The sequence below is a fragment of the Chromatiales bacterium genome (assembly GCA_024234935.1).
Classification (GTDB): Bacteria; Pseudomonadota; Gammaproteobacteria; order Steroidobacterales.
On sequence record JACKNI010000007.1, the window covers coordinates 1 to 24,712 of the forward strand.

Sequence of the window (24,712 nt, forward strand, 5' to 3'; positions counted from 1 at the left end):
GCACTCGTATCTGCGCATGCTCTACAAGTATCCGCAGACCGCATTTCCTTATGCGCAACTTGTCAGCGAAAACCATCAGCGCGGCGCGTCGCAGCCCGAGTACGAGCTGATGGACACCGGTGTGTTCGACAACGATCGCTACTTCGATGTGTCCGTCGAGTACGCGCAGGCGGCGCCTGAAGACATCCTGATGCGCATCACTGCCGTCAATCGCGGTGCTGATGCCGCGCCGCTGCACATCCTGCCGCAGTTGTGGTTCAGGAATACCTGGAGCTGGCAGGAGCACAGCGTGCGGCCGCGCATTTGGCACGCCGATGAAAACGAGCTATTTGCCGAGCACGCCGAGCTGGGTACTTGCCGGCTCTATGTCGATGGCGAGCCGGAGCTGCTCTTTACCGACAACGACACCAACTTCCGCAAGCTCGATGGCCTTGACGTGTCTGGCTACTTCAAGGACGGCTTTCACGAGCGTGTGATCGGGGGTGCAAAAGATGCCGTGAATCCGGCCCGTACCGGCACAAAGTTTGCAGCCTGGCACCGTTTTACCGTGCCGGCGCAGGGCAGCGTCGAGGTGCGGCTGCGCCTGTGCCGGCAGCCGGTCTCGCTGCCTTTCCGGGATTTCTCCGCCATCCTTGCCGAGCGCAAGGCGGAAGCCGACAGCTTCTATGCACGCATACAGCTCGGCCTGGAGGACGATGATGCGCGCGCCATCCAGCGTCAGGCCTTTGCCGGTCTGATCTGGTCCAAGCAGTTCTACTACTACGATGTGCCGCAATGGCTGAAGGGTGATCCGGCACAACCGCCGCCGCCTTCGAGTCGCCGGCATGGACGCAACTGGGAATGGCAGCACCTCAACAATGCCGACATCATCTCGATGCCGGACAAGTGGGAATATCCCTGGTACGCGGCCTGGGATCTGGCCTTCCACATGCTGCCCTTTGCGCTGATCGATCCGGGCTTTGCCAAGCGCCAGCTCGTGTTGCTGACCCGTGAGTGGTACATGCACCCGAACGGGCAGATACCGGCCTATGAGTGGGCCTTTGGCGATGTCAATCCGCCCGTGCATGCCTGGGCGGCATGGCGGGTGTTCCAGATCGACCGGGTGCAGCGCGGCGGCAGGGGCGACCTGCCATTTCTCGAGCGCGTATTCCACAAGCTGCTGCTCAATTTCACCTGGTGGGTGAACCGCAAGGACACCGATGGCCGTAACGTCTTCCAGGGCGGCTTCCTCGGTCTCGACAACATCGGCGTATTCGACCGCAGCTCGGAACTGCCGACTGGCGGCTTCATCGACCAGTCCGATGGTACGAGCTGGATGGCAATGTACTCGCTGAACATGATGCGCATCGCGCTTGAGCTTGCCCGGCATAACAACGTCTACGAGGATATCGCGACGAAATTCTTCGAGCATTTTCTGAGTATCGCCGAAGCCATGACCAGCATGGGCGAAGGTGAGCTCGGGCTGTGGGATGACGAAGACAAGTTCTTCTATGACGTCCTGCATATGCCTGACGGCAGGATGGAACGCCTCAAGGTCCGCTCGATGGTCGGCCTGATCCCGCTGTTTGCCGTGGAGACCATCGATGCGGACATGCTGGAGAAGCTGCCCGGCTTTGCCCGGCGGCTGGAGTGGTTCCTGAACTACCGTCCTGATCTCGCCGCGCTGGTCTCGCACTGGGATGTGGGCGGCAAGGGCGAGAGACGTCTGCTGTCACTGTTGCGCGGCCAGCGCATGAAACAGCTGCTCCGGCGCATGCTCGATGAGACCGAGTTTCTGTCGGAGTTCGGTGTACGGGCGCTGTCGCGCTTCCACGCGGAACATCCCTACGAGTTCGACGTGAACGGCGACAGACTTGTGGTTGCCTATCAGCCGGCGGAGTCGGATACGGGCTTTTTTGGCGGCAACTCGAACTGGCGCGGGCCGATCTGGTTTCCGGTGAACTTTCTCATCATCGAGTCGCTGCAGAAGTTTCACTATTACTACGGTGACGACTTCAAGGTGGAGTGTCCGACCGGATCGGGCAACTACATGACGATCAAGGAGGTATCAGAGGAACTGACGCGCCGGCTGGCGCGGATTTTTCTCAAGGGTCCGGACGGCAAGCGCCCGGTATATGGCCATGACGCGCGCATGCAGACCGATGCGCATTTTCGCGACCATCTGCAGTTTTACGAATACTTCCACGGCGATACCGGCCGCGGTGTGGGTGCCTCGCACCAGACCGGCTGGACGGCGCTGATTGCCAAGCTCCTGCAGCCCCGTCGCCCGACCGGCTGAATCGCGGCTGAAGCCGCTCCTACGACGCGCCCGGCAGGAGCGGCTTTAGCCGCGAGTCCGCCGCGATCCTAGCCGACGTGGGTCTGCATCTCCTTGAGCAGATCGGCGAGGTCGATGGCAAGTTCCTCATCCTCTTCGTCCAGGCAGATCGCACCGCTTTCGTCGGTCTCGATCAGGGTGATGCCGGGGTTGGCCCGCTCGAGTTCATCCAGCAGGGCCTGCTTTTTCTCATACTCACGCAGCAGTTTGCAGCTCAGCTCAACCAGTTGCTTGTGCTCGAGTGCCTGACGGATGGTGATGCGCAGCTCGGCCGGATTGCACGGCTTGAGCAGGAAACGGTAGACCTCTCCCTCGTTGATCGCGCGGACTGCGGCTTCAAGATCCGCCTGCCCGGACAGGATCATGCGGATCGTATTCGGATACTTCTTGCGTACCTCGGTCAGGAACTGCGATCCGGACATGCCGGGCATGCGTTCATCGGAGACGATGACGTCCACCGGTTCGCGCGCCAGAATGTCAAACGCACCGCCAACGGTTGCTGCCGTGTGGATTTTCCACGGATCACCGTGCAGGGCACGTTTCAGTCCTGCCGTGACGTTTGGCTCATCGTCGAGCAACAGTACGGCGGGTAATCTGGCCGGGCTGTTCATGATCTTCTCTGGTGATGCATTCATTGTGTTCGTTCCTACAGGCAGACGACTACACGCAGCGGTTCAATGATGCCGACGCCCGCCGCGACACTGTGCAGCCGTTCCAGCATGGTGCGGGTCACTTCCTGGCCATTGGGTACCAGACGGATTCCCTTGCTGCTCATCACGTCCTGGTCCAGGACCATTCCCGGCTCCAGCTGGCGCAGTTCGAGCACGCGGGTTACCGCTTTTGCCCGCTCCAGGGGTATGTTTCGCAGGGCTTCCAGTACGCTTTTTGGCAGCTCGTATTCCGGCGCCCGCAGTGCCCCGACGGCTTCCTGCGGTTTGCTGCCGCTGGAGAGCATCTGATCAAGTTCACTGGCGGTACGCAGCAGCAATTTGCTGAGCGAGGTCGCATCCCAGGCGGACAGCTCTGCCGGCATCTTGTCCAGTGCCTGGTGCGCGTCCTGAGCGGCGACGATTTCGGCAACGGCTTCGAGTCTGGGTACGCCGGCCAGCAGCTTGCCGGCAAGTGCAGGATGCGTGGCGTACATCGTCTGTTCATCGGGCGAGAGGGTTTGGCCGGCATAGACCTTGGCCAGCGTGTCGGCCGGCAGCGCGACACAGCCGAGCTGGGACAGCATGCTGGCGAGTTTGAGCTCCCAGGGCATGGGCAGGCCAAGCGCATGGACCAGCGCCTCCGCGTAGCGCTGGATCCGCGCTGCCCGGCTGTAGGCACCGGGGTTTGTCATGCCGAGTATTTCCGTAAGCACGCCTACCGCGCCGCTCAAGGTTTTTTCCAGCAGCTCTTTTTCGGCATGGACCAGTGCGTACTGTCGCAGCGCAGAGTCAACCGCATCGACCAGATGCTCGCCCGAGCAGGGCTTGGTCAGGAAACGGAAGATGTGTCCTTCGTTGACTGCCGCGATGGTCGATTCCATATCTGCCTGGCCGGACAGGATCATCCGTACGGAATCGGGGCTGACAGCCCGCACCCTGGTCAGGAATTGCGAGCCGTTCATCTGTGGCATGCGCATGTCGGAAACGACAACCGCATAGGGGCCGTTGGCGGCGAGCATCTTCAGCCCCTCTTCAGCGCTGGTGGCGGTGTCGATCGCCACGTGCTTGCGCAGCTGACGTCTGAAGCCCTCGAGGACGTTGGGCTCATCGTCGACAAACAGGACCCTGGCTGTCATTCGGCAGCTCCATGGAGATGTGCTGACCATGCCGATTGCCATACCGGCCACCTTTCGCGCATGCCGAACTCCGTGAGGCAACGGGTATCAAGTCCGAGTTCCTTGCAATCGGCGTCCGTTTGCTCCGGAAAATGTACCAGGCGGTCGGCAGCATGCACGATGGCCGGCAGTCCGATTCCCCCGGTTACTGCATCGCCGGCGCGTTCATGGAACGCCACCGACTCAACCACTGCATCGGTGAGTCCCCACAAGCCGAGCAGGTAGGCGCCGATATCCGCGTGCGTGGTCTGCAGGACTTCCCGTTCGGCGTGGATGGCACTATTGTCGCGTGCCGTAGCCAGTACTTCGCCAAACTGCTCGGGCATGGACTGGGCAAGAACCAGCTTGCCGACGTCGTGCAGCATTCCGGCCAGAAAGGCATCGTCGAGTTCCGCCTTGTCGCAGCCCTGCTGGCCGGCGATGATTCGCGCGGCACTGGCCGTCGCCAGACTGTGTTGCCAGAGTTTCTCGATACTGAAGCCAGGTACGTTGATCGGCGGCGATTCCTTGAAGATCCCCTGGGCCAGCACCAGCGTGATCAGCGTGTCCAGGCCCAGGAAAGCCACGGCACGCTCTACCGTGTTGACCGGCTTCGACAGGCCGAAGAAAGCCGAACTCACCAGTTTGAGCAGCGTGGCGGTCATGGCCACGTCTTTGCCGATGACCTTGCCTACATCAGCCAGTGAGGCATTGGGTTTCTGCAGGCTCGCCATGACTTCCCGGTAGACCACCGGCAAGCTGGGCAGGCTGCCGATTTCGCCGACTATTTTCTGCAGATGCTCATCCTGCAGCAATGTGCGCAATGCAAAGGCGCGCTTGATGGTGCGCTTGAGCAGCTCCGGGTCACAGGGTTTGTTGAGGTACTGGTGGGCGTTGCCTACCGTTTTCATGATCGAAGCGGTATCAGAATGCCCGGAGAGAATCAGTCGCACACTGTCCGGCGAGATCTCCTTTACGCGGGCCAGCAGGTCGGCACCATCCATGCCGGGCATGCGCATGTCGGAGACCACGACGTCGAAGGGCTTTTGCGCACTGCGCCACTCAGCCATGACGTCGAGTGCGGCTTCGCCGCTTTCGGCAAATTCCATATCCCATTCGTTGCGCATGCTGCGCAACATGCGACGCATGCCCTCGCGAATATTGGGCTCATCGTCGACAAAAAGTATACGAGTCATGCGTTGCTTCTCCATGGCTGGTCTGCTCATGCGGCCTCGCTGTCGCTGTCGGAGGACGCATCGGCATCCGGCACGGCGAGAGGCAGGCGGATGATGAAGGTGGTGCCTTGGCCGGGTGCGGACTCGACGCTGATGGTGCCACCGTGCTTGTCGACGATGACGTTGTGGGTGATGGCGAGTCCCTGTCCGGTGCCCTTGCCGACCCCCTTGGTGGTGAAGAAGGGATCGAAGATACGGGCGGCCACCTCGGGGGTCATGCCGCAGCCGGTATCGCTGATGGAGATCTCGGCACAGTTGCCGTCCTTGCGGGTGCGGAGGGTGATGGTGCCGCGGCCATTGGCGCCGTCGCCGACCACATCGCCGATGGCGTGTGCGGCATTGACGATCATGTTGAGGATGACCTGGTTGAAGTCACCGGGCATGACCGGGACCTGGGGCAGCTCGGGGTCGAAGTCGGTGACGAGTTCAGCGACATACTTCCACTCGTTGGAGGCAACGGTGGCGGTGCTGGCCATGGCACGGTTGACATCGAGCGGGGTGCGCTCGGTGGCCGGATGGGAGAAGTCCTTCATGGCGCGGACGATGTTGGCAACGCGCGTGACGCCATCGAGCGACTGGCTGATGGCGGTGGGGATCTCGGTGAGCAGGTAGTCGGTGTCGGCCGACTCAAGTGCCTTGCTGAGCTCGGCTGAAGGGATTGCGCCTTCAACGGCGCTCTCGGTGAGCGCCTTGAGTGTCTTGAGCAAGATGCCGACGTCGCCGAACGACTCCTTGAGGAAGCGGATGTTGTCGCCGACGTACTGTGTCGGGGTATTGATCTCGTGGGCGATGCCGGCCGCGAGCTGGCCGACCGCTTCAAGCTTCTGGCCGCGCAGCAGCTGCTGCTCCATCTCCAGCTTCGCGGAGATGTCGCGCTTGACCACGACAAATGCGCTGAGTTTTCCGTCACTGTTCCGGATTGGCGAGACGCTCACGTCTTCAACGAATACCGTGCCCTCATTGTCGCGGCTTGTCAGTACGCCATGCCACTTCAGGCCACCACGTGCCGCAGCCTCCATGGCGTCTATCTGGCCGTCGCTTGCGTCGAATTCACGGAGTGTTTCCGGACGTTTGCCTTTCACTGCAGCCAGTGTGCAGTTGTGGGTACGTTCGTAGGTCGGATTGATATAGATGATCTCTCCGGTCGGCGTCAGGATCTCCATGCATTCCTGAGCTGATTCGACGGCTGCTGCGAGATGCAGCAGGCGTTCTTCAGCCTTCTTGCGCGCGCTGATGTCACGTATGACGGCGCCGAACAGCTGTTCGCCATCTACCGTGAAGGTATCGAGCATCAATTCAACCGGGAAGATTTCCCCGGATTTCCGGCGGGCTCGTACCTCGCGTACCTGCCCCAGCATGTCAGTGTCCTCACCGGTCTGGTACCGCAGATAGTCCTTGACGTGTTTGGCCTGGGAACGCGTCGGCAGCAGCGCACTGACCGAGGTGCCAAGAACCTCGCTGGCCATATAGCCGAAGATCCTTTCCGCAGCCGGGTTGAATCCCACGATGCGTCGCTGGCTGTCGGCGACGATGTGTGCGTCCTGCATGGTTTCAATGATCGCGCGGTGCCGTGCTTCGCTGCTGGCCAGATTCTGGACCAGACCGGAAAATGCGCGAGCCAGTTCACCGATTTCATCCGTATTTTCGACGGGCAGCGTATCCAGTTGCTGTCCATGCTGGTATGCCCTGACCGCAGTGTTCATGCGCAAGAGCGGGCGCACCACCTTTCCGGTGGCGAGAAAGACGATCGGCAGGGTCAGCAGTCCGGCCGCCACAAAAGTGCCGAGTATCTCCAGCCAGCTGGGCTGGATGGCTGCGGCAATCACGGCCTCGGGCGTCGCCAGTGTGATGTGCAGGAACCGTTCGGGCTTCGCGGGTTCCAGTGCTACGTCTGCATTGGCCAGTACCTGCAGTGCGCCATGGTGGTCTGGCGTGAGGATGGTGCTTGCCTTGCTGGCCGAAAGCTCTGGCAGGACAAGCTCCGGAAACCGCTGTCCCATGCTCGCGAGACTTTCCTGGTCGCCGGGGTTGAGCAGGATGGTGCCGTCTCTGCTACTGACATACGGCCTGATTGCCTGTCCGGTCTCGTTGTCCATCGACTGACCGAGGGGGGCGAGGTCCATGTCTACAAAGGCAAGTCCGAACCGTGTCCCGTCACCGGCATAAAGCGGCGTCACGGCGCGGATGAGGGTGCGTCGCGTGGGCCCGGGTGTTGCCGCCTTCTGTTCATTCCAACCATCAGAGAGCCAGGTCTGGTCTTCCGCAAGCATGGTCCCGGCCCTGAACGATGGCGTTGCGCGCAGATCGTGCAGCGCCGTGTCCGGAACGGCGGCGGGATACTCGCCATCGCTGTGTACGCGCATGACCTCACGGCCATCGTTGCCGATGATTCCGATCTGGTGGTAAGTCGTCCTGGCACGCATCAGGGCAACAAGAACCTGTGTCGCGCGGTTGTAGCAGCGGCGCAGATCAACATCTATGGCGGCCGTACACTCGGTACTGGTGAATTCGGTGATGGCCGGCAAGGTGGCTATGAGCAAGGTATCGCGACGCAGGGTATCCAGGTTCCGGGCGAACATCTTTTCTGCCGACTGTGCCTCGCGGCTCAGCAAGGTGCGCTGGGTAGCCAGCAGTCCGAGCTTTGCGCCGTGGTAAACCAGAAGGCCTCCCACCGCGACTGCGTTGAAAGTCAGTACGCTGGCTATGGCCATGGTCTTGAAACGTATGCCAAAGCCCCGCTTGTGCGTTTTCGCGGGCATGTTGATATTTGCGAGGGAGGTGCTCATGCGGCCTCGCTGTCGCTGTCGGAGGACGCATCGGCATCCGGCACGGCGAGAGGCAGGCGGATGATGAAGGTGGTGCCTTGGCCGGGTGCGGACTCGACGCTGATGGTGCCACCGTGCTTGTCGACGATGACGTTGTGGGTGATGGCGAGTCCCTGTCCGGTGCCCTTGCCGACCCCCTTGGTGGTGAAGAAGGGATCGAAGATACGGGCGGCCACCTCGGGGGTCATGCCGCAGCCGGTATCGCTGATGGAGATCTCGGCACAGTTGCCGTCCTTGCGGGTGCGGAGGGTGATGGTGCCGCGGCCATTGGCGCCGTCGCCGACCACATCGCCGATGGCGTGTGCGGCATTGACGATCATGTTGAGGATGACCTGGTTGAAGTCACCGGGCATGACCGGGACCTGGGGCAGCTCGGGGTCGAAGTCGGTGACGAGTTCAGCGACATACTTCCACTCGTTGGAGGCAACGGTGGCGGTGCTGGCCATGGCACGGTTGACATCGAGCGGGGTGCGCTCGGTGGCCGGATGGGAGAAGTCCTTCATGGCGCGGACGATGTTGGCAACGCGCGTGACGCCATCGAGCGACTGGCTGATGGCGGTGGGGATCTCGGTGAGCAGGTAGTCGGTGTCGGCCGACTCAAGTGCCTTGCTGAGCTCGGCTGAAGGGATTGCGCCTTCAACGGCGCTCTCGGTGAGCGCCTTGAGTGTCTTGAGCAAGATGCCGACGTCGCCGAACGACTCCTTGAGGAAGCGGATGTTGTCGCCGACGTACTGTGTCGGGGTATTGATCTCGTGGGCGATGCCGGCCGCGAGCTGGCCGACCGCTTCAAGCTTCTGGCCGCGCAGCAGCTGCTGCTCCATCTCCAGCTTCGCGGAGATGTCGCGCCAGGTGGTGACGTAGTGTGTAAGTTCGCCATCCGGCTTGACCAAGGGGGTTACGAGAAAATCGTCGTGCAGTCGACGTCCGTCGGGCAGCTCACTGATCACGGCCCCGGCCCAGCTTCGTTGGCCTTCCATAAACGAAGCGGAAATCTGTGCCAGTTGGGCGTCACCGCTGATGGTTTTCTGAAAGTATGCGATCGTCTTGCCGATCATTGTGCTGCGCGGCTGTGACAGACGTTTTTCCATTGCCGAGTTGACATACTCGATGAGCCCATTCCTGGCAGTGATGCACACAGCGTCACTGGCATTTTCCACCGCCGCACTGAGCAGCTTCAGCTCCGCCTCTGCAGCCCGTGTTGAAGTCAGGTCATGAACGATGGCGCTGAAGTAAATGCCGCGGCTTGTGCTCACGCCGCTGATCACGACTTCCACCGGAAATGTCCTGCCGTCTTTGTGCAGGCCGGCATCGTCATATTGCCGTGTCACGCCCACCATCCCGCCAGGCTGGTTGATGACAGCGTGCATGGTTTCGATATTGACTGCCGCATGGTGCTTGGGTGCGATCAGCAAGGTGACCGGTTGGCCATAGGCCTCAGCCTGCGTATAGCCGAACAGGCGTTCGGCGGCTGGATTTATGCTAAGGATCAATCCATCGCTGTCAGCAGTGATGTGGGAATCCAGCATGCTGTTGATGATCGCCCGGCTGCGTTCCTCGCTTTCTTCCGTGGCGAGGATTGCGCTGGACAGTCGCGCGTCCACCATGCTGCCGATCCACAGTATGCCCACGATCACGGATACCAGCATCACGATCACCGGCAGGCTGTCGGGGTGCATCAGTGCGGTATAGGTGCCCAGCGACTGCCGCGTGAAGAAATGGGTTTGTCCCATCGCCGAAAAATGATTGCCGACGGTGCTGAAAGTGATCAGGGCCGAGCCGAGCAGCTTGCGCAGCAGTGAATTGGTGCGCGTACCGGCCAGGCCGAAATAGGCGTAAAGACCGACCATCGTGCCCGCATAGCCGATTGCCAGCGGGACAAGCAGCGTACCGATGTCAATCACCAGGGTGGCGTTGAGACCGAGCGACAGCAATACGGCATAGTGCATGCCACTCAGCCCGCAGGAACACAGCAGGGCGGCGAGATGCAGGCGCCACCCGTTGACCGACTGAACGCCAACGAGATCGATCATGAACATGAAAGCGAGGATGCCGGGCAGCGGTGCCGCCAGGACCCGGACGATATCGAGCCGGACCGGAATCGGCATGGTCATGCCGAAGAAGGAACTATAGAGCATGGCGCACACGCCGATGGCCATGGATGCCGCGCCGGCGAGTATCCAGGAATTGCGTGCCTCGGCAGTGCGTGAAGCCGCGACCCGCTCCATGGTCGGTAACAGCGACAGCGCGGCCAGCAGGCCGATGCTGGTGGCCAGCCAGCCGATGGAACCCTCGTAGATCGGGACGGCTTCAATCCCCGGTGCGGTACCAAAGCTGATGATCTCGCTGAAACTCATTGTCTGGCGCATCCCCGCTTGCACTGGCCCATGCCGGCGTCAAGGCAGCGCCAGCCAAAACTCACCGGGATCTCTCCTGGATCGCTTCAAGTATCGGCAACGGCCGGGATTAAGTTATGCGCCAGTTCACAGATCGGTGGACGGGTATCACGCCGGGAATGGCGGATGAGGCACAGGGCCGGAATCAGTCCCGTGATGGACCCGCAGACGAGCCCGGGTGGTGCTATGCGTCAGACGACGTAGTCGTCGAAGTCCTCGATGGCCGCGCGCAGCATGCGGCTTTCACGCGCCTGTTCGATCTTGCGCGCAGCCTCCAGGTGGAAGCCCAGCCGGACGGCAGCGCCGGTGGGACCGCCGTTGAACTCGCCGCCGGCGTCGTCGGCGTCGGTCGCTTCTTCCGGGCTCTCCCAGCTCAATTCGGGTGATTCTGCTTCGCGCTTGCTCATCTTGCAGGGTCCTGTCTCAGGGCTGCGGCCCGGTTCGGGGCGAACAATATTTCAAATCGTATTGAAGTCAAGAGGGGGCGTCATGACGCCCCCCGTTCCGAGTGACGCGCCGGCTTGTTCAGCGCTTGAGGCGCATGGCCACCGGGATGAAGATCGCCAGGGCCAGCAGGCAGCAGGCGATCGCCAGGGTATTGGCTGGCCCGTAACCGGCTCCCGGGGTCAGCATCGACCCGGCGATGACCGGGCCGAGGAAGAAACCGCCGATCTGGGCGGTGGGAATCAGCAGGCTGACGCGACCGGTTGTGTCGCTGAGCGCGATGGTGCCCATGATGTAGGGTCCGTTGAGGTTCCAGAAAATCTGGAATACGGCGGCAGTAAGCATGAACTGCAGGAAGCTCATTTCGCCCTGCAACAGGGCGATCATGACCACCTGTACCAGCAGCGCAACGGTGACCGGAATGATTCGCCCGATACGGTCCGCGAGCCACGAGGCGGTGAGTGCCCCGACGGTGGCCACACCGGTGGAAATTCCCAGCGCGATGCCAACCCGCGGTGCTTCGATACCGGCCGAGGTGCCGATCAGTTTGACAAAGGCCCAGATCGCGCCGAGGCCGGTACACCAGATCAGCATCACGGCCAGCGCAATGAATGCCGGCAGGGCAGAAGCATTTGCGTCGCTGCCGCCGGCATGATGGCCGGTTGCCCCGGTGGGTTGCGGTATCCAGCCAACGGTGAACAGGGCAAGGAAGGCGAGTCCGGCCAGCGGCAACAGCACGCCGCCGACGCCGGCATCTCTCGGCATCGGCAGCAGCAGGAAGCACAGCACGCCCAGCACGACCTGGGCCGCAATCAGGAAGGCAAAGTTGCGATCCTTCTGTGTGGTGCTGCTGACGATGGCGATGGCGAGTGCAAAGGCCGTGCCTTCGCCGAAAAAGCCGACTGCAAATCGCAGCGCCGCCAGCGCAGCTGTCGAGTCCAGATAGCTCGAGACCACGTTGCCGGCAATCACCACGAGGATCGCGACGATGGCCGCGGTACGCCACTTGACGCGCGGCATCCAGAAGGCCGCGGCCACCGGTCCCAGCGCGGTACCCAGGGCTTCGGCGGCAAAGATCTGCCCGGCCACACCCGGCTCGATGCCGAGTCCGGCGACGAGGGCCTCGGTGATGATCGGTCCGGCCATGATGGCCAATACACCGATGCAGCCCAGCAGCAGGGCCGCAACAAGAGCGGTTGGTTTATCGGCTGGCATGTCTCTGTTCTCCCCCAACGCACGGCGGGCGCCGCGCGGCGGCTACTGTAACCCGGCAGACCTGTTCCGGCGACCGCTACGGCTGTGCCAGACGCATCGCCGTCCGTTCCGGCGCCTTGTCAAGAACCGTATCGAGCGCCTGCACGAAGGCCGCAATGATCGGCTCGTTGTACCTGCCCACCGGCACGCCGTTGTAGATCACATGGGTACCATCGACGACATATTCACGGACGTAGGGCACCGTCCAGTCCGGATAATCCACCTGCTCGTAGCGGTCGTAGCCCGGTATGTCCTCGAAGTTGAACATCGCATGCGAGAACAGCGTGTCGGTGTTTTCCGCGAAGAACTCGATGGGGATATTGATGACGTAGTCGAACTTGTCGCGGATGCCGTCCTTGAAGGCCTTGTTGGTGGACAGGTACTTGCCGTCCGGGTTGTTGACCGGGTCCGCAAAATGATCCTGGCCGAGCACGATTTCCCGGCGGCTGAAATCATAGGTATCGAGCAGGGCCTTGAGGTCTTGCAGGGTGGTGTCCCGGTAGGCCGGTGCCAGCTGGATCCACGCTTCATTCGGTACCCGGTCCCAGGCCATGCCGTGTATCGACATGACGACCTTCACCGCAGACCCTCCCGGGAGCTGGTCGAGCCGGTCGCGCAACATGTTCACCCAGGTCTGGCGCAGCACGGGAAAATTGCCGAGCTGGGGCTGGATGATCACCTTGATCGGTTTGTGCCCGTGATCTTCCTGCCACTCATGGATGTAGTGCATGGCGTGGCGGATGCTGCCGTTGAATTCTTCGTGGTGCGAATAGATCGGTGCAGGGGCTGCAAGGATCACCGTGTCCACACCGGCATCGAGCAGCTCATGCATGGCCTGACGGGCCAGCCCGAAATTGTCGGCGGTTACCCAGCGCCACTCGATGGGGCCGTAACGGGCCTGGATCTCCCGCATCGCCGGCTCGACGATCGCACGCATGCCGGCCTCGTGCGGGATCTTGTGTCCCTTGATGCCGATGCCGTGGTAGTAGGTGAGCGCCTTTGTTGCGAGCTTCGCCGACACCGTCGGCATGCCCTCCTGGCGCGTGGTCAGCAGGAAGTAGCCGTGATCGAGATGCAGACGGGGGTTGGGCGGCACCCATTCGATCTCGCCCGCATGCAGTTTGTCGACATAGGGGAGGCCGTCGAGATCGGTGTCGCGGCCCCAGGCATCGACCAGGCGTTCCGGTTTGAACTGCTCGAACTCGTAGGGTCGGGCCGGATCGAGCAGCAGTACGCCGCGGTCGGCGATCCACGGGATGCTGACCGGCCACGGGATGTATTGCCGGGCCTTCTGCGCCAGCAGGAAGTAATCCTCGATCCGGTAGTCCTCCGGCATGATCAGGCTGGAGATGAAGATTCCCGTCCGGCCTTCAGGCACCGTGTCCTGACTGAGGTAGTAGTCGTAGTAGTTCGGCGACACCAGCTGCGCCGGCGTGCGGTTCATGTACTTGTAGCTGGCATAGCCGCCGCCAGCCGTGAGAGCGGCAACGCCGGTCAGCCCGATCAGCAGTTTCTTCAGCAGGCGCATGGATATCCCCCCGGCAGCGCTTGTGCTGATCCTACAGGAACGGCGTGATCCGTGAGCGCCGGCACAAGAATGAAGTGGATGCATATCGGCGTGTCGGTCGCGTCCGGTATTTGCTCAGGCGCGCTCGAATTTCGGCAGCACGTGCTCGGCGACGATCTTCAGGCCGGCCATCGGCTCGTCGAACAGGCGGATCGACAGTTCGGTCAGACCGGCCTTCTCGAAGACGCGGAAACGTTCGATCTGCAGATCGATGTCGCCGAGATCGCCGGCCGAGGAGCAGGCAGCGATCAGGCGGTTGACGATCGATTCCGGTACGTCATCGATCTTGCCGGTACGGGTCCAGAAGGCCTTGGCGAAGTTCTGCCACTTGTCGATGACCAGCTGGCGCTCGTCTGGCGTCACGTAGGGCAGCATGTCGTACTTTGGCGGCAGCAACTCGCCACGGAAGACCAGCTCGCGACGCGCCTCGTACATGGATTTCTCGCGGTCAGCCTTGATATGCCAGGCCCAGAAATTGCCGATGCGGAAATCGGCGGCCGGCGTCTTGCGTGCGGCGAGGCCGGCGCGCAGGTGTTCCATGTGATGGTCGATCTTCTCCGGTGTGACGTCGCTCATCTGCGTGCCGTCGGCGATCTCGCCGGCCAGATGCAGCATCTTTGGTCCGGTCGCGCAGGTGAAGATTCCCGGCCGTGCGGCCTTGGCCCAGCCGTTCTTGAGCGGCCGGCTGAGCTGGAACTCCTGGCCGGCATAGTTCATCACCAGTTTGCCCGAGGTTACGGCAGTGACGATATCCACCGCTTCGCGCACGCTTTGCAGCATGTGGTTGGCTTTCGGGTCCATCTTGCGGCCGATCGCGCCCATCACTGAGCCGCCGCCGCCAATCGCGACCACGGTGCGCCCGTTGCTGATCTCGTTCAGTGTCTGTGTCGCGTTGGCGATCTTCAGCGGGTGCATCTCGTAGGGGCTGACTGCCAGCACGCCGAGGCGGATTTTCTTCGTCGCCAGTGCCGCTGGCACCAGGGCCACGAAGGCGTCCGGGTTCTGGTGATAGTTCGAGTGCCAGAGGGTGCGAAAACCGTGGTTCTCCGCGGCGACCGCCAGTTCGGCGACCTGTGCCGGGCTCAGATCCGGCTCAAGGATGATATCGATCTGCATGACAACGTCCGACCTGGTATTGCGGGGCGTGTAGGGTGCCCGCCGGCAGGCAATAACTCAACCGGTGCCGATTCGTGTTCGGTCAACAGGCGGATGATCCGGACTGATGTTTGGCTATACTGTGGCCAGCACCAATGAACCTTACCCTCTATTCCTCGCAAGGCTCCGGCAACTCCTACAAGGTGGAGCTGCTGCTGCGCCTGATGGGTCAGCCCTATCAGACGCGGCCGGTGGATCTGCGGCGCAATGAGCAGCTGGGCGTCGAGTTCCTGGCACGTAACCGTTTCGGGCAGGTGCCGGTGCTGGTCGATGGCGACATCGTGCTCACCGATTCGCACGCGATCATGCTGTATCTGGCCGGGCAGTACGGCGACCCTGTGCAGCACGACTGGGCGCCGCTTGACCCGCTGTCGCTGGCGCTGGTGATGCGCTGGCTGTCGGTGTCGGCAAATGAAATCCAGAATGGCCTGGCAATACCCCGCGCGGTAAAACTGCTCAACTGGCCCTTCGATTACATGCAGGGTGTCAGGCTCGGTTACCGGACGCTGCGCATCATGGATGACCATCTGGCCGACCGCGAATGGCTGGCCCTGGAACATGCCACCGTTGCCGATATCGCCTGCTATCCATATATCCTGCTGGCCGCAGAAGGCGGCGTGGACACGCGGCCCTTCGGCAATGTGCTGGCCTGGTGCAGGCGCATCGAAGCGCTGCCGCACTTCTGGCCGATGCCGCGCCTGCAGGGTATTCCGGCAGTGCCGCTGGTGCCGCTACCCATTTAAAAGGTGTCAGATTTATTTTTCCGCGCTGGAAAACTGGAAAATAAATCTGACACCTTTTTACCCCTTTTTACCTTTTTATTCGATCGTCGAGCACAGGTCTTCGGTGCGCGGATTGTCGTCCGACGGGCAGACGATATCTTCGCGAGCTACCCACAGCGGTGTACCCGCCACGATCCAGGTATTGACCGACTTGAAGCCCTTGATGCCGGCAATTCCCAGGTCCGGCAGGGGATTGAAGATCAGGTCAAACTTGCCGGCCTGGGTATCTTTCACGCAGCCGCTGAGGTCGTTCATGTATTTGGTCGAGACCTTGTGTTGCGGGAAAAACGCGCGCGCCGTCTGCGTGGCCAGCGGACCGGCGCAGATGCGCAGCCCCTCGCGCGCATAAAGGTCATCGATGCTGTTGATCTCGCTCGCAAGCGCCGAGTTTTCCGGGATATGCAGGTACTGGCTGATGGCGCTCATCGTGCAGGTGAAGCGTCGCGACGTACGCCGGCGCATGCCCTGGGTTTCGCCGCCCGTCGCGTTGAGCTGGCTGATGATATCCGCCCGGCCATCGACCAGCAGTGAGGTCGACGGCAGTGGCCCCGGGGGCATCACCACATTCTCGACCTTCAGGTCGACCTTGTAGTGGTTGCGCAACTCGACCAGCATCGCCTCGAACAGCGCATCGGTGGCCGCCGAGAAGTAGAACGAGGTGTCATTGGGCGTGTCGGTGGTCTTTTGCACGACCTGGCGGATCACGCCACGCTCGAGTATCTCTTTCAGCAGGCCGACCGGCCGGTCCGGAAACGGTGCCACCTCGGGAGAGGGCAGACAGTCCGCCAGCGTGACCATGTAGCTGCTCGCCGCGCCCGGCTTCGAGGGCGGCATCGACTTGTAGATTTCGCGGTCCTTGCCGCTGGCGACGACGCGGATCCAGGCGGCATCGAGGGCATCGACCAGCTGCTGCCGGCCTTTGGCGAGCTGCGGATCAACCACTGGCTGCTGCCTGGCAACCGGTGTGCTGGCGGGCTCGGTCGTGCTGCAACCGCTGATGACAGCGAGACCCAGCAATATCAGTGCGGTGATGCCCTGTTTGTGATCCATGCGTGCCTGCTCCGCTTGATGGGGTGCCGGAGCGGTAATCGCTCCGGCGCCCCTGGTTGTGTGCGAACAAAGCTGCCCGGGCTCAGAGGGCCGGCGCCGGCTTTTGCTCGCGTGCGTAGTGCTCGAGGCTGGAATGGCTCGGGCCGTAGTCTTCGGTCGGCGCGTTCAGCATGTGCGGGCAGTTCTTTTCCGCATATTCGCGCACGTGCTTCGGCAGCTTGTCGGCGGAGTCGAAGCCGACCATGGTCGAGGCGTACATGCAGTGGCCGGGCGTCTGTCCCATCAGCATGAACGGCAGCCACGGGGAGACGCGGTGCCAGGTGCCCTGGTAGGGGACGGCAGTGAGTTTCGGGTTTTCCAGGTCCTTGATCGAGACAAAGTAACGCATCATCTCCGAGACCTGCGCCTTCGGCCCGGCGGACTCGCGCGGCCACTTGTCCGGCTGCAGCGGATTCGGATAGTTGAGGTGCATGTCGGTGGACAGCACCAGCGTCTCGTCGTTGAGCTTCTGCCAGGGGAAGATCAGCGGGATCTTCGGCAGCTTGCTGCGGTCGCCCGGGAAATCCTCCGGCGCGAGGATCAGCGTGTCGCTGATCGTGTAGTTGAACGGGTCGTTGATGGCATGCACGACCTTGACGGTTTCATTGGTGTACGGATTCTTGTACTCCTCGATGATGTCGCCAGGCTGATTGAGCCGGTTGAGATTGGTATAGAAGATGACTTCCTTGTTCAGGCGGCGGATGTTGCCATCGGGCAGCGGTACCAGTCGCGTGGCAAGAAAGGTCTGGAAGCCAAGCAGCGGCTTGAGTGCTTCACCGGGCTTTACGCCAAGGATCACACCGCTGCAGTGGCTGAAGCGTTGCTTCTCGGAATCCAGGTCGCCCTGGATACGGGCCCAGCTGTCCCGGTTCCACCGGGGATTCATGAAATCGATTTTTGTCTCAAACGGAATGACGGCCATGGTCTGGGCTCCTCGGGGAAAATGGACCGGGATGATTTGCTGCAGATTCGCTGTTGTGCGCGGTTTCCGCCAGCAGTCGATGCAGTTTAGCGGAACAGACCGGCGCAGTACGGCGTCCCCGAGTGGCCATTAGCCGGCAGTGACCGGTGTGCGGGCGACGTGCCGGGTTAAGATCCCGCTCCTATGCAGCAGAAGAATCATCAGGTCGTACTCACCCGGCCATTGTCCGGCGTGCCGGTTGCCGACGATTTCCGTGTGCAGGAAGGGCCGGTTCCCGAGCCCGGCCCCGGTGAACTGCTGGTCAGGCACGTTTACCTCTCGCTGGATCCCTATCAACGCTCGGCGATCGCCGGTCGCCACCTGGGCAGCCGGCAACCGCTGGGTGCCGGAGGCATGCCGATGGCCGAGACTGTGGGCCAGGTATTGCGCTCGCGAAACCCCGCCTACCGCGAGGGCGACTATGTGCGGCATTTCGGTGGCTGGCAGGAGTACGCGCTGTCATCAGGCGAGCAGACGGAGGTGCTGGCGAAAAGCCGCGCACCCCTGTCGACCTGGCTCGGCGTCCTCGGCATGCCGGGACTCACGGCCTGGGCAAGCATGGTGGAGCTCGCAGACGTTCAACCCGGTCAGGTGGTACTGGTTTCAGCTGCGCTGGGTCCGGTGGGTTCGATGGTCGGACAGATCGCGATGCAGCGGGGGGCAGTCGCGGTCGGCATCGCCGGGTCTGATGAAAAATGCACCTTTGTACGCGAACTGGGTTTCAGCGCCTGTGTCAATTACCGGTCTGCGGATTTTCCGGGAGCGCTGGCCGCGGTACTGCCTGGCGGTGCTGATATCTACCACGACAATGTCGGTGGCCAGATGCTGGCTGATGCCTTCACGGTGCTGAAGAACTACGGCACGGTGATCCTCTGTGGCCTGATGGAGCGCTACAACGATCCATCCCGCTCAAAGCCGCTGGATCTTGCGCTGCCGATCGTCAGGCGCGCAGTGATGAAGGGTCTTGTGGTCACGGATTTTGAAGACCGTCGCACGCAGTTTGTCGATTTCGTTGCGCCGCGGATCGCGGACGGCCGGATACGTTATCGGGAGGATCGGGCCATCGGTATTGGCGCTACCGGCGTGCACTTTGCGCGCCTCATGCGCGGTGAGAATCTGGGCAAGTCCATCGTCGTGCTGGGCGATGAGGTCACGCAGCCCTGAAACAGGCGATCGGCATCAGACCGCAATTTTTCGCTGCATGAAAAAGGGGCTGCGCATCCCTGCGCAGCCCCGCTTTCGTGTGCCTTTCCGGTCCTAGAAACTGTAGGCCAGGTTGTAGTTGGTGTTTATCGCATAGGTGGTGGCAGTGGCGTTGCCCTGTATGGAGCCGCTGCTCGGGTTGCCATCGTCGCCGCGTGCTTCAAGAATCTGCACGACGTCGCCCGGCAGCGTACCGAACACGATTACATGCCCGCTCATGTTGTAGAGGTTCTGTTCGAAACCGATCAGGCCGCCAAAGGCGTGGGCAGGCTGCTGGTAACTTGCCGCAGTGGCATCGACGGGCCCCTTGAGAAAGCCGGCGCCGCGCAGGTGCTTCCAGATCAGGCGCGACTCGTTGGTATTGTTAGTGCTGTTCCAGTTGCCGGCGATGACGCCGTTGCCGTTGCCGTTGTCCGCAGCGCTCCAGGTGCCGGGAAAGCGGCTCGAGGCCGAGGGGTCGTCACCCGGCAGCACGCCGTAGCGGTCCTGATAGGCGAGGATGGCCGCGGTAATGCCCTTGTAGTCGTTCTCGACCTTGCTCACCTTGGCGTTGGTGATCATCTCCTGCCCTTTCAGCACACCGCCGATCAGCAAGCCGATAATGACGAGAACGATTGCGATCTCCACCAGGGTAAAACCCCGCTGACGGGAATGCCTGACCATAGTCGACTCCTGGATATGCAACGAAGCCCGCGGCTCCGGGGTTAATTCACGAATTCCGGGTTGATTGTGCGCGACCGCTTCCGGTCGTTCTGTCAAACGGGTCACAGTTTCACTTAATTGCCGCGACCTCAGGGCAACCTGCCGGCGCTGACCATCTGGCCATACAGGGTGCCGGGTGCGATCCACGTCACAAGATCGTCAAAACTGCTGCCTGTTGCGGTGCTCATGGTATGGCTGACGAATACCTCGTCGCTGGCGACAGGGTAGCTGCGGCCGGATGGCCCGCCGCCGAGAGTTGCGCCGACATTTTCCTGTTCGTCGGCAGAACCTGGCGTTGCAAAGTCCTTGCCCAGCGACAGCAGCACCGCCGGAGCAGTTGCCGTGATGATCGCACCGCTTGCGCAGGCGGTCGCGGACGATCCGGCTGCGGTGCTGCAGACATCCAGACTGGGTGCGAGATTCGCCAGTGTGACGTTGCGCATCTCGCCAGGCCGGACAAAGTCCCAGTTGCCGTCGCTGTCAGCATCGCTGTTGCTGACGGAGTAGCGGATCGGATCGCCCCATGCATCGAGCAGCAATTGATCGGCGTTTCGTGAGCCTGGCAGCCCCAGCGTCGCGGCCGGTACAAATCCATGCTGGCGCGTGCAACCGTTTGCCGTAGCTGATGCCTGTCCGTTGCTGGCCGGTGTGGCCGGACAGGGCAGGGCATCGTGAGCGAGCGCATAGCCTATCAGTGCCTCGCGGATATCTTCGAGCTGCTTCCTCGTGGTATCGATACGTTGCTGATCCATGCGTGCACTGAGCGGCATGATCAGTCCGCCGAGCAGCAATCCCACGATCAGCAGCACGATGGACAGTTCGAGCAAGCTGAAGCCCCGTTGCGGAGATGAGAGGGAAGCCTTGCAATGTGTGGGGTTCAGCATGAGGTGACACTCAGGGTGGCGTCGATACAGAACAGGATGTCGTTGAAGCTGCTGTTGACGGCGCCGGACTGGTAGTTGCCGTTGCCGGCGACATTCGGGTGGTTGCTCGCGTTGCGACCTTCCAGATAGTTGCTGATATCGCTGCGTGTGTCGGCATTCATCGGCGGCTCATCGCGAATCTGGTCAAGTGCCGCAAGCCGGCTGCCGGAAAACATCACGATGGCCGCATACGCGCCCGTACCGTTCACACGGAGGCAGGTCGTGCAGCTCGTGACCGGTGTGGCGTTTGGCTGGAAGTCCATCGCGACGGCGTAGAACAGGTGGTCTTTCCAGTGCTGCCAGAGCGCAGCCATCGTGGGCGTCCATTCGGGAACGGTGGCGGTATTGCAGGCGCTGAGGACACCGGTTGAACCATTGCCCGTGCGGCTGTTGGAATCGTTGACGATGTTGGCTACGCGGCCGCTCAGTTCTCCGACCGGCGTGTCGTTGTACTGCGGTGCGCTCCGGTATTCGGCCAGATCCACCGGTGCGGGCCAGGGCAGTCTGGGGTCGGCCGCGCCGCCCGGATTGCGCTTGCCGTAGTCGGCAATGCATCGGGCTGCCGCGCTGGTCAGCGCGGTGAGCTGCGCGGTCACGTCGGCGCGGCGCATGAGGCGATCCTCGATTTCGCCGCGCGTGATGAAGATCATCTGGTCGTTGACCGCAGTACCGCCCGGATCGGCAGCAATGAAATCGTCGATGGCATCGGCAGCATTGCTCACAGTGCTGTTGTTGATGCCGGAGGCGGCATCATTGTCGAGATAACGTGACGCAACGTAACTGCCACCGCATTGCTCGACGCCGCTGGCGATTGTGGCGCGGGTCTGTCCGGTGATCGGCGGCCCCGGCGCGATGATGACCGCAACCGGCCGCTCACCTGCGGTAACCCCGGCAATCAGTGTGCTGCCATCAGCGGCAAGCACGCGGAACTGGCCACTGGAGTCCGTGTTCAGCAGCTCGGGTTCATTCGCAGCGGCGGCTTTCCATGTGCCAGATACCGCATACCAGAGACATTCGCTGCCTTTGCCGCGACCGGGGTCGATGCCAATCGTCCGCCACGGAAAGCGGCCCAGCATGTTGCGATAGCGGGCGCCGCAGTTTGTTTCGTGGGCTTCACCTTCGGCGGTGCTGCCGGTGGCATCGATATCCGGACAGGGCAGAAAGCCGTATTTTCCGGGGTGAGTTGCATCGTGTGTGACGACGTAGCCGAGCAGGGCTTCCTTGGCATCGGCGAGGGCGGCAGCGTTTTTCGCGGTGCGCGAGGCTGAAGCCAGCTGGCCACTGATGTTGCGCGAAAAAAGCACGACGGCGCCCAGTACCAGCAACAGCAGCATGAGCAGCAGGGCGGCACCCTGTTGCCGGTCACGTGCAGGAATGGCGGCGATGCTGCGCACGGGCGTGCGTCAGGGGGTCCAGCTCTGGCCCGGTTTGAGCCTCACGCTGCGGCCGTCGGCAGTGTCCAGCAGCGTTACCGTATTCTGCGTGTCAGGCCCACGACGGACCTGCACCGGTGAGTCCTTGCTGGATGCGGCGCGGCCGTTTATCCAGACCATCGGCGGCCCGTCACTGCGTTTCAGTATGCCGTTCAGCACCACCCGGCCGCCAATCGGCGCACTGGCCGCTGCATCAGGATTGCCAGGATGAATCGACGGCCGCGCGGCATCCAGCGCACGTCGCTCTTCGTCGGTCATGAACAGGCGGCCCAGGCCGGGCGACATCTGCTGATCGAGTGCAACAGCCGGCTGGCTGCCAGCGAGCATGTTGCAGGCCACCAGGCCGAGCGCTGACAGGACTGGCAACAGCGTGCGGTGGCGTGCGGAAATACAGGGGTAGCTGCTGCTCATCATCACTCTCCGTGGTTGACAGCCGCGAGGCTGGTGCCGGACGGGATCGAAAACCAGACCAGCTCGCAGCTGCCGCTGAGATTGGCTTGATCGCTTTCCGGCGGAGCGTTGCGCTCCAGGCGCTCGATATTGCAGGAACGTACGTGGAACAGGCCCGGTGCGTCCCCGAGTTTGTCCAGCAGTCTCAGCAGATCCGCTTCATGGACGAGGCCGAGCTGCAGGTCCATCGGGGTGTCGAATACCGGGGCGCTGATGCCAGCCACGAGATACGGCGCTGCAAAAACTTCCTGCGGCCCGGTCGTGTAACGCAGGTAGGGCAAGCCAAGTGTCGCGGCGCTGTTGCGGAGTGCCTGCACCCACTGCAGCCGCTGGTCGGGGCCAACGATGCCGTTCCCGGTCAGCTGGCGATAAATGGCTGAAAACTGCTCGCGCGCCTCGCGCCGGCTGATCAGTTCCCTGCGCTCCTGCTCGATGCTGGCCAGTTCCTGACGTTCCGCCTCCAGCGTGTTGTCCAGGCGCGTGCGATATACCGTGGTGGTGCCCCACAGCGCCGCTCCGGCCAGCAGGCAGAGTGCCGGCAGCAGCATGCCCTCACGCAGAAATCTCCAGTCAGGGTCAGGCCTTGTCATTGCCGGTCCTCATGACGATATCGATGGCGAAAGTGGCTTCCCCGGCCTTGTCCTCACGGGAAACCTCACCGCTCAGCGTTGAGGTGGGCCGGATGTCCAGCGGCTGTTGCCGGGCGTTTACCGAGGTCACCCGCGGGTCTGCGCGCAGGCTGTTCATGAAGCTTTCAACTTCGGCAAAGGCCAGAGGGTAACTGCGGTCGAAGGGCTCGATACGTCCGCGCACCGTGATGCGGATCCGGCCCACAGCCGGCATGCCGGTGCCTGCATCGTCTCCGGATTCTGTCTCCGCGTCTGTTGGTGCTTCGCTGCCCTCGTCCGGGGCAGGATTGAAGGCCGCGAGCGGCGACCAGCCTATGGCGTCGATCTGCAGTCGGGGCTGCCGATCTACCGCGCGGCTGACCAGTTCGAAGATCTCCCGCGGCTCGGTACGGTTGGCTACGAGCGCCTGCCAGGCGCTGACGACCTCGCGCATCTGCAGCGGATCCATACCGCTGTAAGCCTGATATTCGGAGTGGGTCTGCACGCCCGCAGTCACGGTGTCGAGCGAGTTGCTGACCTCGCGTGTTTCCATCCTGGTATCGAGGAGCGACAGGCCATTCCAGGTGCCGGCGAGGAGTGCCGTGGTGCCGAGCACCAGACAAGCCGCCTGCGCGTATTTCCGGACCTGCCCCAGATGGAAATATTGTCGTCCACCGGTGGGCAGGTAATTTGCGGCAGGCGCGTGGCGGCGCAGGGTTTCAATGAACAGCAGATCGGCCTGGCCGGGACGCAGCTCTGCCCCGATGCCGAGCTCGGCCGTTACGCTGTCCAGGCTTGCCGGATGCAGATGAAAGCCTTCGTGCCCGCCGCCAGCTGCAGCTGCATTTTTTTGCGCCGCTGCCGGTTCACCGAGCAGAAACACATCGAGGGGGTTGGTTGCGCTGACGATGAAGCTGGGGTCGAAGTAGCGCACGCTTTCATCGAGCTGGCGCAGCAGGTGGAGCATGTCACCCGGACGCGCCGACAGCGACTTTCGCAGCAGGCGGCTGCTGATCAGCTTGCGGTCGCGGAAAAAGGCCAGACGCAGGCGTCCTTCCTGATCGCGCGTGACCAGCAATGCAGCGGCTGTGCAGCCGGCGGTCTTTGTTTGCAGCTTTTCGAGGACGGTCAGACTCAGCAGGGCCGGGCTGCAGATCCCGGCGACCGGCAGCTTCGCAGCGGTCAGCTGTTCGATAAGCGTGCGGAGATGGTCCGGTTTGGTCAGCGCGCTGAACAGGACATCCTGCCCCTGTGTGCTGTCGGTCGCTCGGCCCTGCACCGTTGCCGTGCTGAACTCGGTGCGTGGAAAAGCGCGCGCGAGTTTGCGTTCGAGCATGGCTTTCCGGTCGCGTCGGCCAAGCCTGGCAATCCGGTCCCGGCTGTACACCTCCTCGAGTACGTCGGCGATGATGTAGATGGTTCCGCCATTCTGGCGCAGGAAGGCGAGCAGCCTGGAAGGCTCTCCGGAAACCGGTGAGTAGCTGGCAACCGGCATGTAGCTGTCACCATGCCAGGTGTACAGCACACCGCTGTCGATGCCGAGATGAATGACGTGTTGTACGCGCAT

The 24,712-nt window shown here is 62.2% G+C and carries 20 protein-coding genes; 3 read left to right on the forward strand and 17 right to left on the reverse strand.

Features of this window, described 5'->3' with window-relative positions; genetic code table 11:
• On the forward strand, positions 1 to 2,278 hold a 2,278-nt coding region (locus tag H6979_12430), incomplete at its 5' end, for a glucosidase (GenBank protein ID MCP5140650.1).
• 68 nt (positions 2,279 to 2,346) lie between these two features.
• On the opposite strand, the gene H6979_12435 is transcribed toward H6979_12430, so the two are convergent.
• From H6979_12435 to H6979_12475, 9 genes are all read right to left on the reverse strand, one after another.
• Positions 2,347 to 2,952, reverse strand: coding sequence for a response regulator (locus tag H6979_12435; protein MCP5140651.1), 606 nt, complete (start codon positions 2,950 to 2,952; stop codon positions 2,347 to 2,349).
• 11 nt (positions 2,953 to 2,963) lie between these two features.
• Positions 2,964 to 4,103, reverse strand: coding sequence for a response regulator (locus H6979_12440; GenBank protein MCP5140652.1), 1,140 nt, complete (start codon positions 4,101 to 4,103; stop codon positions 2,964 to 2,966).
• Complete coding sequence (locus H6979_12445) at positions 4,100 to 5,317, reverse strand: HDOD domain-containing protein (GenBank protein ID MCP5140653.1); 1,218 nt, start codon at positions 5,315 to 5,317, stop codon at positions 4,100 to 4,102. Before H6979_12445 ends, H6979_12440 begins: the two co-directional genes overlap by 4 nt.
• Before the next feature lie 26 nt (positions 5,318 to 5,343).
• Positions 5,344 to 8,142: a PAS domain S-box protein gene (locus tag H6979_12450; GenBank protein MCP5140654.1), complete on the reverse strand. Its 2,799-nt coding sequence runs from the start codon at positions 8,140 to 8,142 to the stop codon at positions 5,344 to 5,346.
• On the reverse strand, positions 8,139 to 10,535 hold the full coding sequence (locus H6979_12455) for a PAS domain S-box protein (GenBank protein MCP5140655.1): 2,397 nt from the start codon (positions 10,533 to 10,535) through the stop codon (positions 8,139 to 8,141). The genes H6979_12450 and H6979_12455 overlap by 4 nt, the downstream gene beginning before the upstream one ends.
• Positions 10,536 to 10,765: 230 nt before the next feature.
• Positions 10,766 to 10,981 carry a hypothetical protein gene (locus H6979_12460; protein MCP5140656.1) on the reverse strand — a complete coding sequence of 72 codons (216 nt, stop codon included), beginning with the start codon at positions 10,979 to 10,981 and terminating at the stop codon, positions 10,766 to 10,768.
• A 118-nt stretch (positions 10,982 to 11,099) separates the two neighbouring features.
• Positions 11,100 to 12,233: a hypothetical protein gene (locus tag H6979_12465; GenBank protein MCP5140657.1), complete on the reverse strand. Its 1,134-nt coding sequence runs from the start codon at positions 12,231 to 12,233 to the stop codon at positions 11,100 to 11,102.
• Positions 12,234 to 12,309: 76 nt separating this feature from the next.
• On the reverse strand, positions 12,310 to 13,800 hold the full coding sequence (locus H6979_12470; protein MCP5140658.1) for a hypothetical protein: 1,491 nt from the start codon (positions 13,798 to 13,800) through the stop codon (positions 12,310 to 12,312).
• A gap of 114 nt (positions 13,801 to 13,914) precedes the next feature.
• Positions 13,915 to 14,955 carry an LLM class flavin-dependent oxidoreductase gene (locus tag H6979_12475; protein MCP5140659.1) on the reverse strand — a complete coding sequence of 347 codons (1,041 nt, stop codon included), beginning with the start codon at positions 14,953 to 14,955 and terminating at the stop codon, positions 13,915 to 13,917.
• Positions 14,956 to 15,089: 134 nt separating this feature from the next.
• Here H6979_12475 and H6979_12480 point away from each other — a divergent pair, with 134 nt between their 5' ends.
• Complete coding sequence (locus tag H6979_12480) at positions 15,090 to 15,737, forward strand: glutathione S-transferase (GenBank protein ID MCP5140660.1); 648 nt, start codon at positions 15,090 to 15,092, stop codon at positions 15,735 to 15,737.
• Positions 15,738 to 15,812: 75 nt separating this feature from the next.
• On the opposite strand, the gene H6979_12485 is transcribed toward H6979_12480, so the two are convergent.
• Positions 15,813 to 16,826, reverse strand: coding sequence for a hypothetical protein (locus tag H6979_12485; protein ID MCP5140661.1), 1,014 nt, complete (start codon positions 16,824 to 16,826; stop codon positions 15,813 to 15,815).
• An 82-nt stretch (positions 16,827 to 16,908) separates the two neighbouring features.
• Positions 16,909 to 17,787 carry a DUF1838 family protein gene (locus tag H6979_12490; protein ID MCP5140662.1) on the reverse strand — a complete coding sequence of 293 codons (879 nt, stop codon included), beginning with the start codon at positions 17,785 to 17,787 and terminating at the stop codon, positions 16,909 to 16,911.
• A 183-nt stretch (positions 17,788 to 17,970) separates the two neighbouring features.
• Here H6979_12490 and H6979_12495 point away from each other — a divergent pair, with 183 nt between their 5' ends.
• Positions 17,971 to 18,990, forward strand: a complete 1,020-nt coding sequence (locus H6979_12495) for an NADP-dependent oxidoreductase (GenBank protein ID MCP5140663.1) — start codon at positions 17,971 to 17,973, stop codon at positions 18,988 to 18,990.
• A 93-nt stretch (positions 18,991 to 19,083) separates the two neighbouring features.
• Here H6979_12495 and H6979_12500 read toward each other — a convergent pair whose 3' ends face one another.
• The 6 genes from H6979_12500 to H6979_12525 form a co-directional block, all read right to left on the reverse strand.
• Positions 19,084 to 19,692, reverse strand: a complete 609-nt coding sequence (locus H6979_12500; protein MCP5140664.1) for a prepilin-type N-terminal cleavage/methylation domain-containing protein — start codon at positions 19,690 to 19,692, stop codon at positions 19,084 to 19,086.
• Positions 19,693 to 19,820: 128 nt separating this feature from the next.
• Positions 19,821 to 20,558, reverse strand: coding sequence for a hypothetical protein (locus H6979_12505; protein ID MCP5140665.1), 738 nt, complete (start codon positions 20,556 to 20,558; stop codon positions 19,821 to 19,823).
• A gap of 50 nt (positions 20,559 to 20,608) precedes the next feature.
• A complete protein-coding gene (locus H6979_12510) occupies positions 20,609 to 22,048 on the reverse strand; it encodes a hypothetical protein (GenBank protein ID MCP5140666.1) in 1,440 nt (479 codons plus the stop codon).
• A 9-nt stretch (positions 22,049 to 22,057) separates the two neighbouring features.
• Complete coding sequence (locus H6979_12515; GenBank protein ID MCP5140667.1) at positions 22,058 to 22,498, reverse strand: hypothetical protein; 441 nt, start codon at positions 22,496 to 22,498, stop codon at positions 22,058 to 22,060.
• Positions 22,499 to 22,500: 2 nt separating this feature from the next.
• The gene (locus H6979_12520) at positions 22,501 to 23,127 is read right to left on the reverse strand and encodes a hypothetical protein (GenBank protein ID MCP5140668.1); all 627 of its coding nucleotides are present in this window, start codon (positions 23,125 to 23,127) and stop codon (positions 22,501 to 22,503) included.
• Complete coding sequence (locus tag H6979_12525) at positions 23,114 to 24,712, reverse strand: hypothetical protein (protein ID MCP5140669.1); 1,599 nt, start codon at positions 24,710 to 24,712, stop codon at positions 23,114 to 23,116. The genes H6979_12520 and H6979_12525 overlap by 14 nt, the downstream gene beginning before the upstream one ends.

Coding starts and splice junctions, on each gene's coding strand:
- H6979_12490 (MCP5140662.1), bottom strand. CDS start 17,787: ATGGCCGTCATTCCGTTTGAGACAAAAATCGATTTCATGAATCCCCGG.
- H6979_12450 (MCP5140654.1), bottom strand. CDS start 8,142: ATGAGCACCTCCCTCGCAAATATCAACATGCCCGCGAAAACGCACAAG.
- H6979_12520 (MCP5140668.1), bottom strand. CDS start 23,127: ATGACAAGGCCTGACCCTGACTGGAGATTTCTGCGTGAGGGCATGCTG.
- H6979_12470 (MCP5140658.1), bottom strand. CDS start 13,800: ATGCGCCTGCTGAAGAAACTGCTGATCGGGCTGACCGGCGTTGCCGCT.
- H6979_12440 (MCP5140652.1), bottom strand. CDS start 4,103: ATGACAGCCAGGGTCCTGTTTGTCGACGATGAGCCCAACGTCCTCGAG.
- H6979_12500 (MCP5140664.1), bottom strand. CDS start 19,692: ATGGTCAGGCATTCCCGTCAGCGGGGTTTTACCCTGGTGGAGATCGCA.
- H6979_12465 (MCP5140657.1), bottom strand. CDS start 12,233: ATGCCAGCCGATAAACCAACCGCTCTTGTTGCGGCCCTGCTGCTGGGC.
- H6979_12460 (MCP5140656.1), bottom strand. CDS start 10,981: ATGAGCAAGCGCGAAGCAGAATCACCCGAATTGAGCTGGGAGAGCCCG.
- H6979_12480 (MCP5140660.1), top strand. CDS start 15,090: ATGAACCTTACCCTCTATTCCTCGCAAGGCTCCGGCAACTCCTACAAG.
- H6979_12475 (MCP5140659.1), bottom strand. CDS start 14,955: ATGCAGATCGATATCATCCTTGAGCCGGATCTGAGCCCGGCACAGGTC.
- H6979_12525 (MCP5140669.1), bottom strand. CDS start 24,712: ATGCGCGTACAACACGTCATTCATCTCGGCATCGACAGCGGTGTGCTG.
- H6979_12485 (MCP5140661.1), bottom strand. CDS start 16,826: ATGGATCACAAACAGGGCATCACCGCACTGATATTGCTGGGTCTCGCT.
- H6979_12495 (MCP5140663.1), top strand. CDS start 17,971: ATGCAGCAGAAGAATCATCAGGTCGTACTCACCCGGCCATTGTCCGGC.
- H6979_12435 (MCP5140651.1), bottom strand. CDS start 2,952: ATGAATGCATCACCAGAGAAGATCATGAACAGCCCGGCCAGATTACCC.
- H6979_12515 (MCP5140667.1), bottom strand. CDS start 22,498: ATGAGCAGCAGCTACCCCTGTATTTCCGCACGCCACCGCACGCTGTTG.
- H6979_12445 (MCP5140653.1), bottom strand. CDS start 5,317: ATGACTCGTATACTTTTTGTCGACGATGAGCCCAATATTCGCGAGGGC.
- H6979_12455 (MCP5140655.1), bottom strand. CDS start 10,535: ATGAGTTTCAGCGAGATCATCAGCTTTGGTACCGCACCGGGGATTGAA.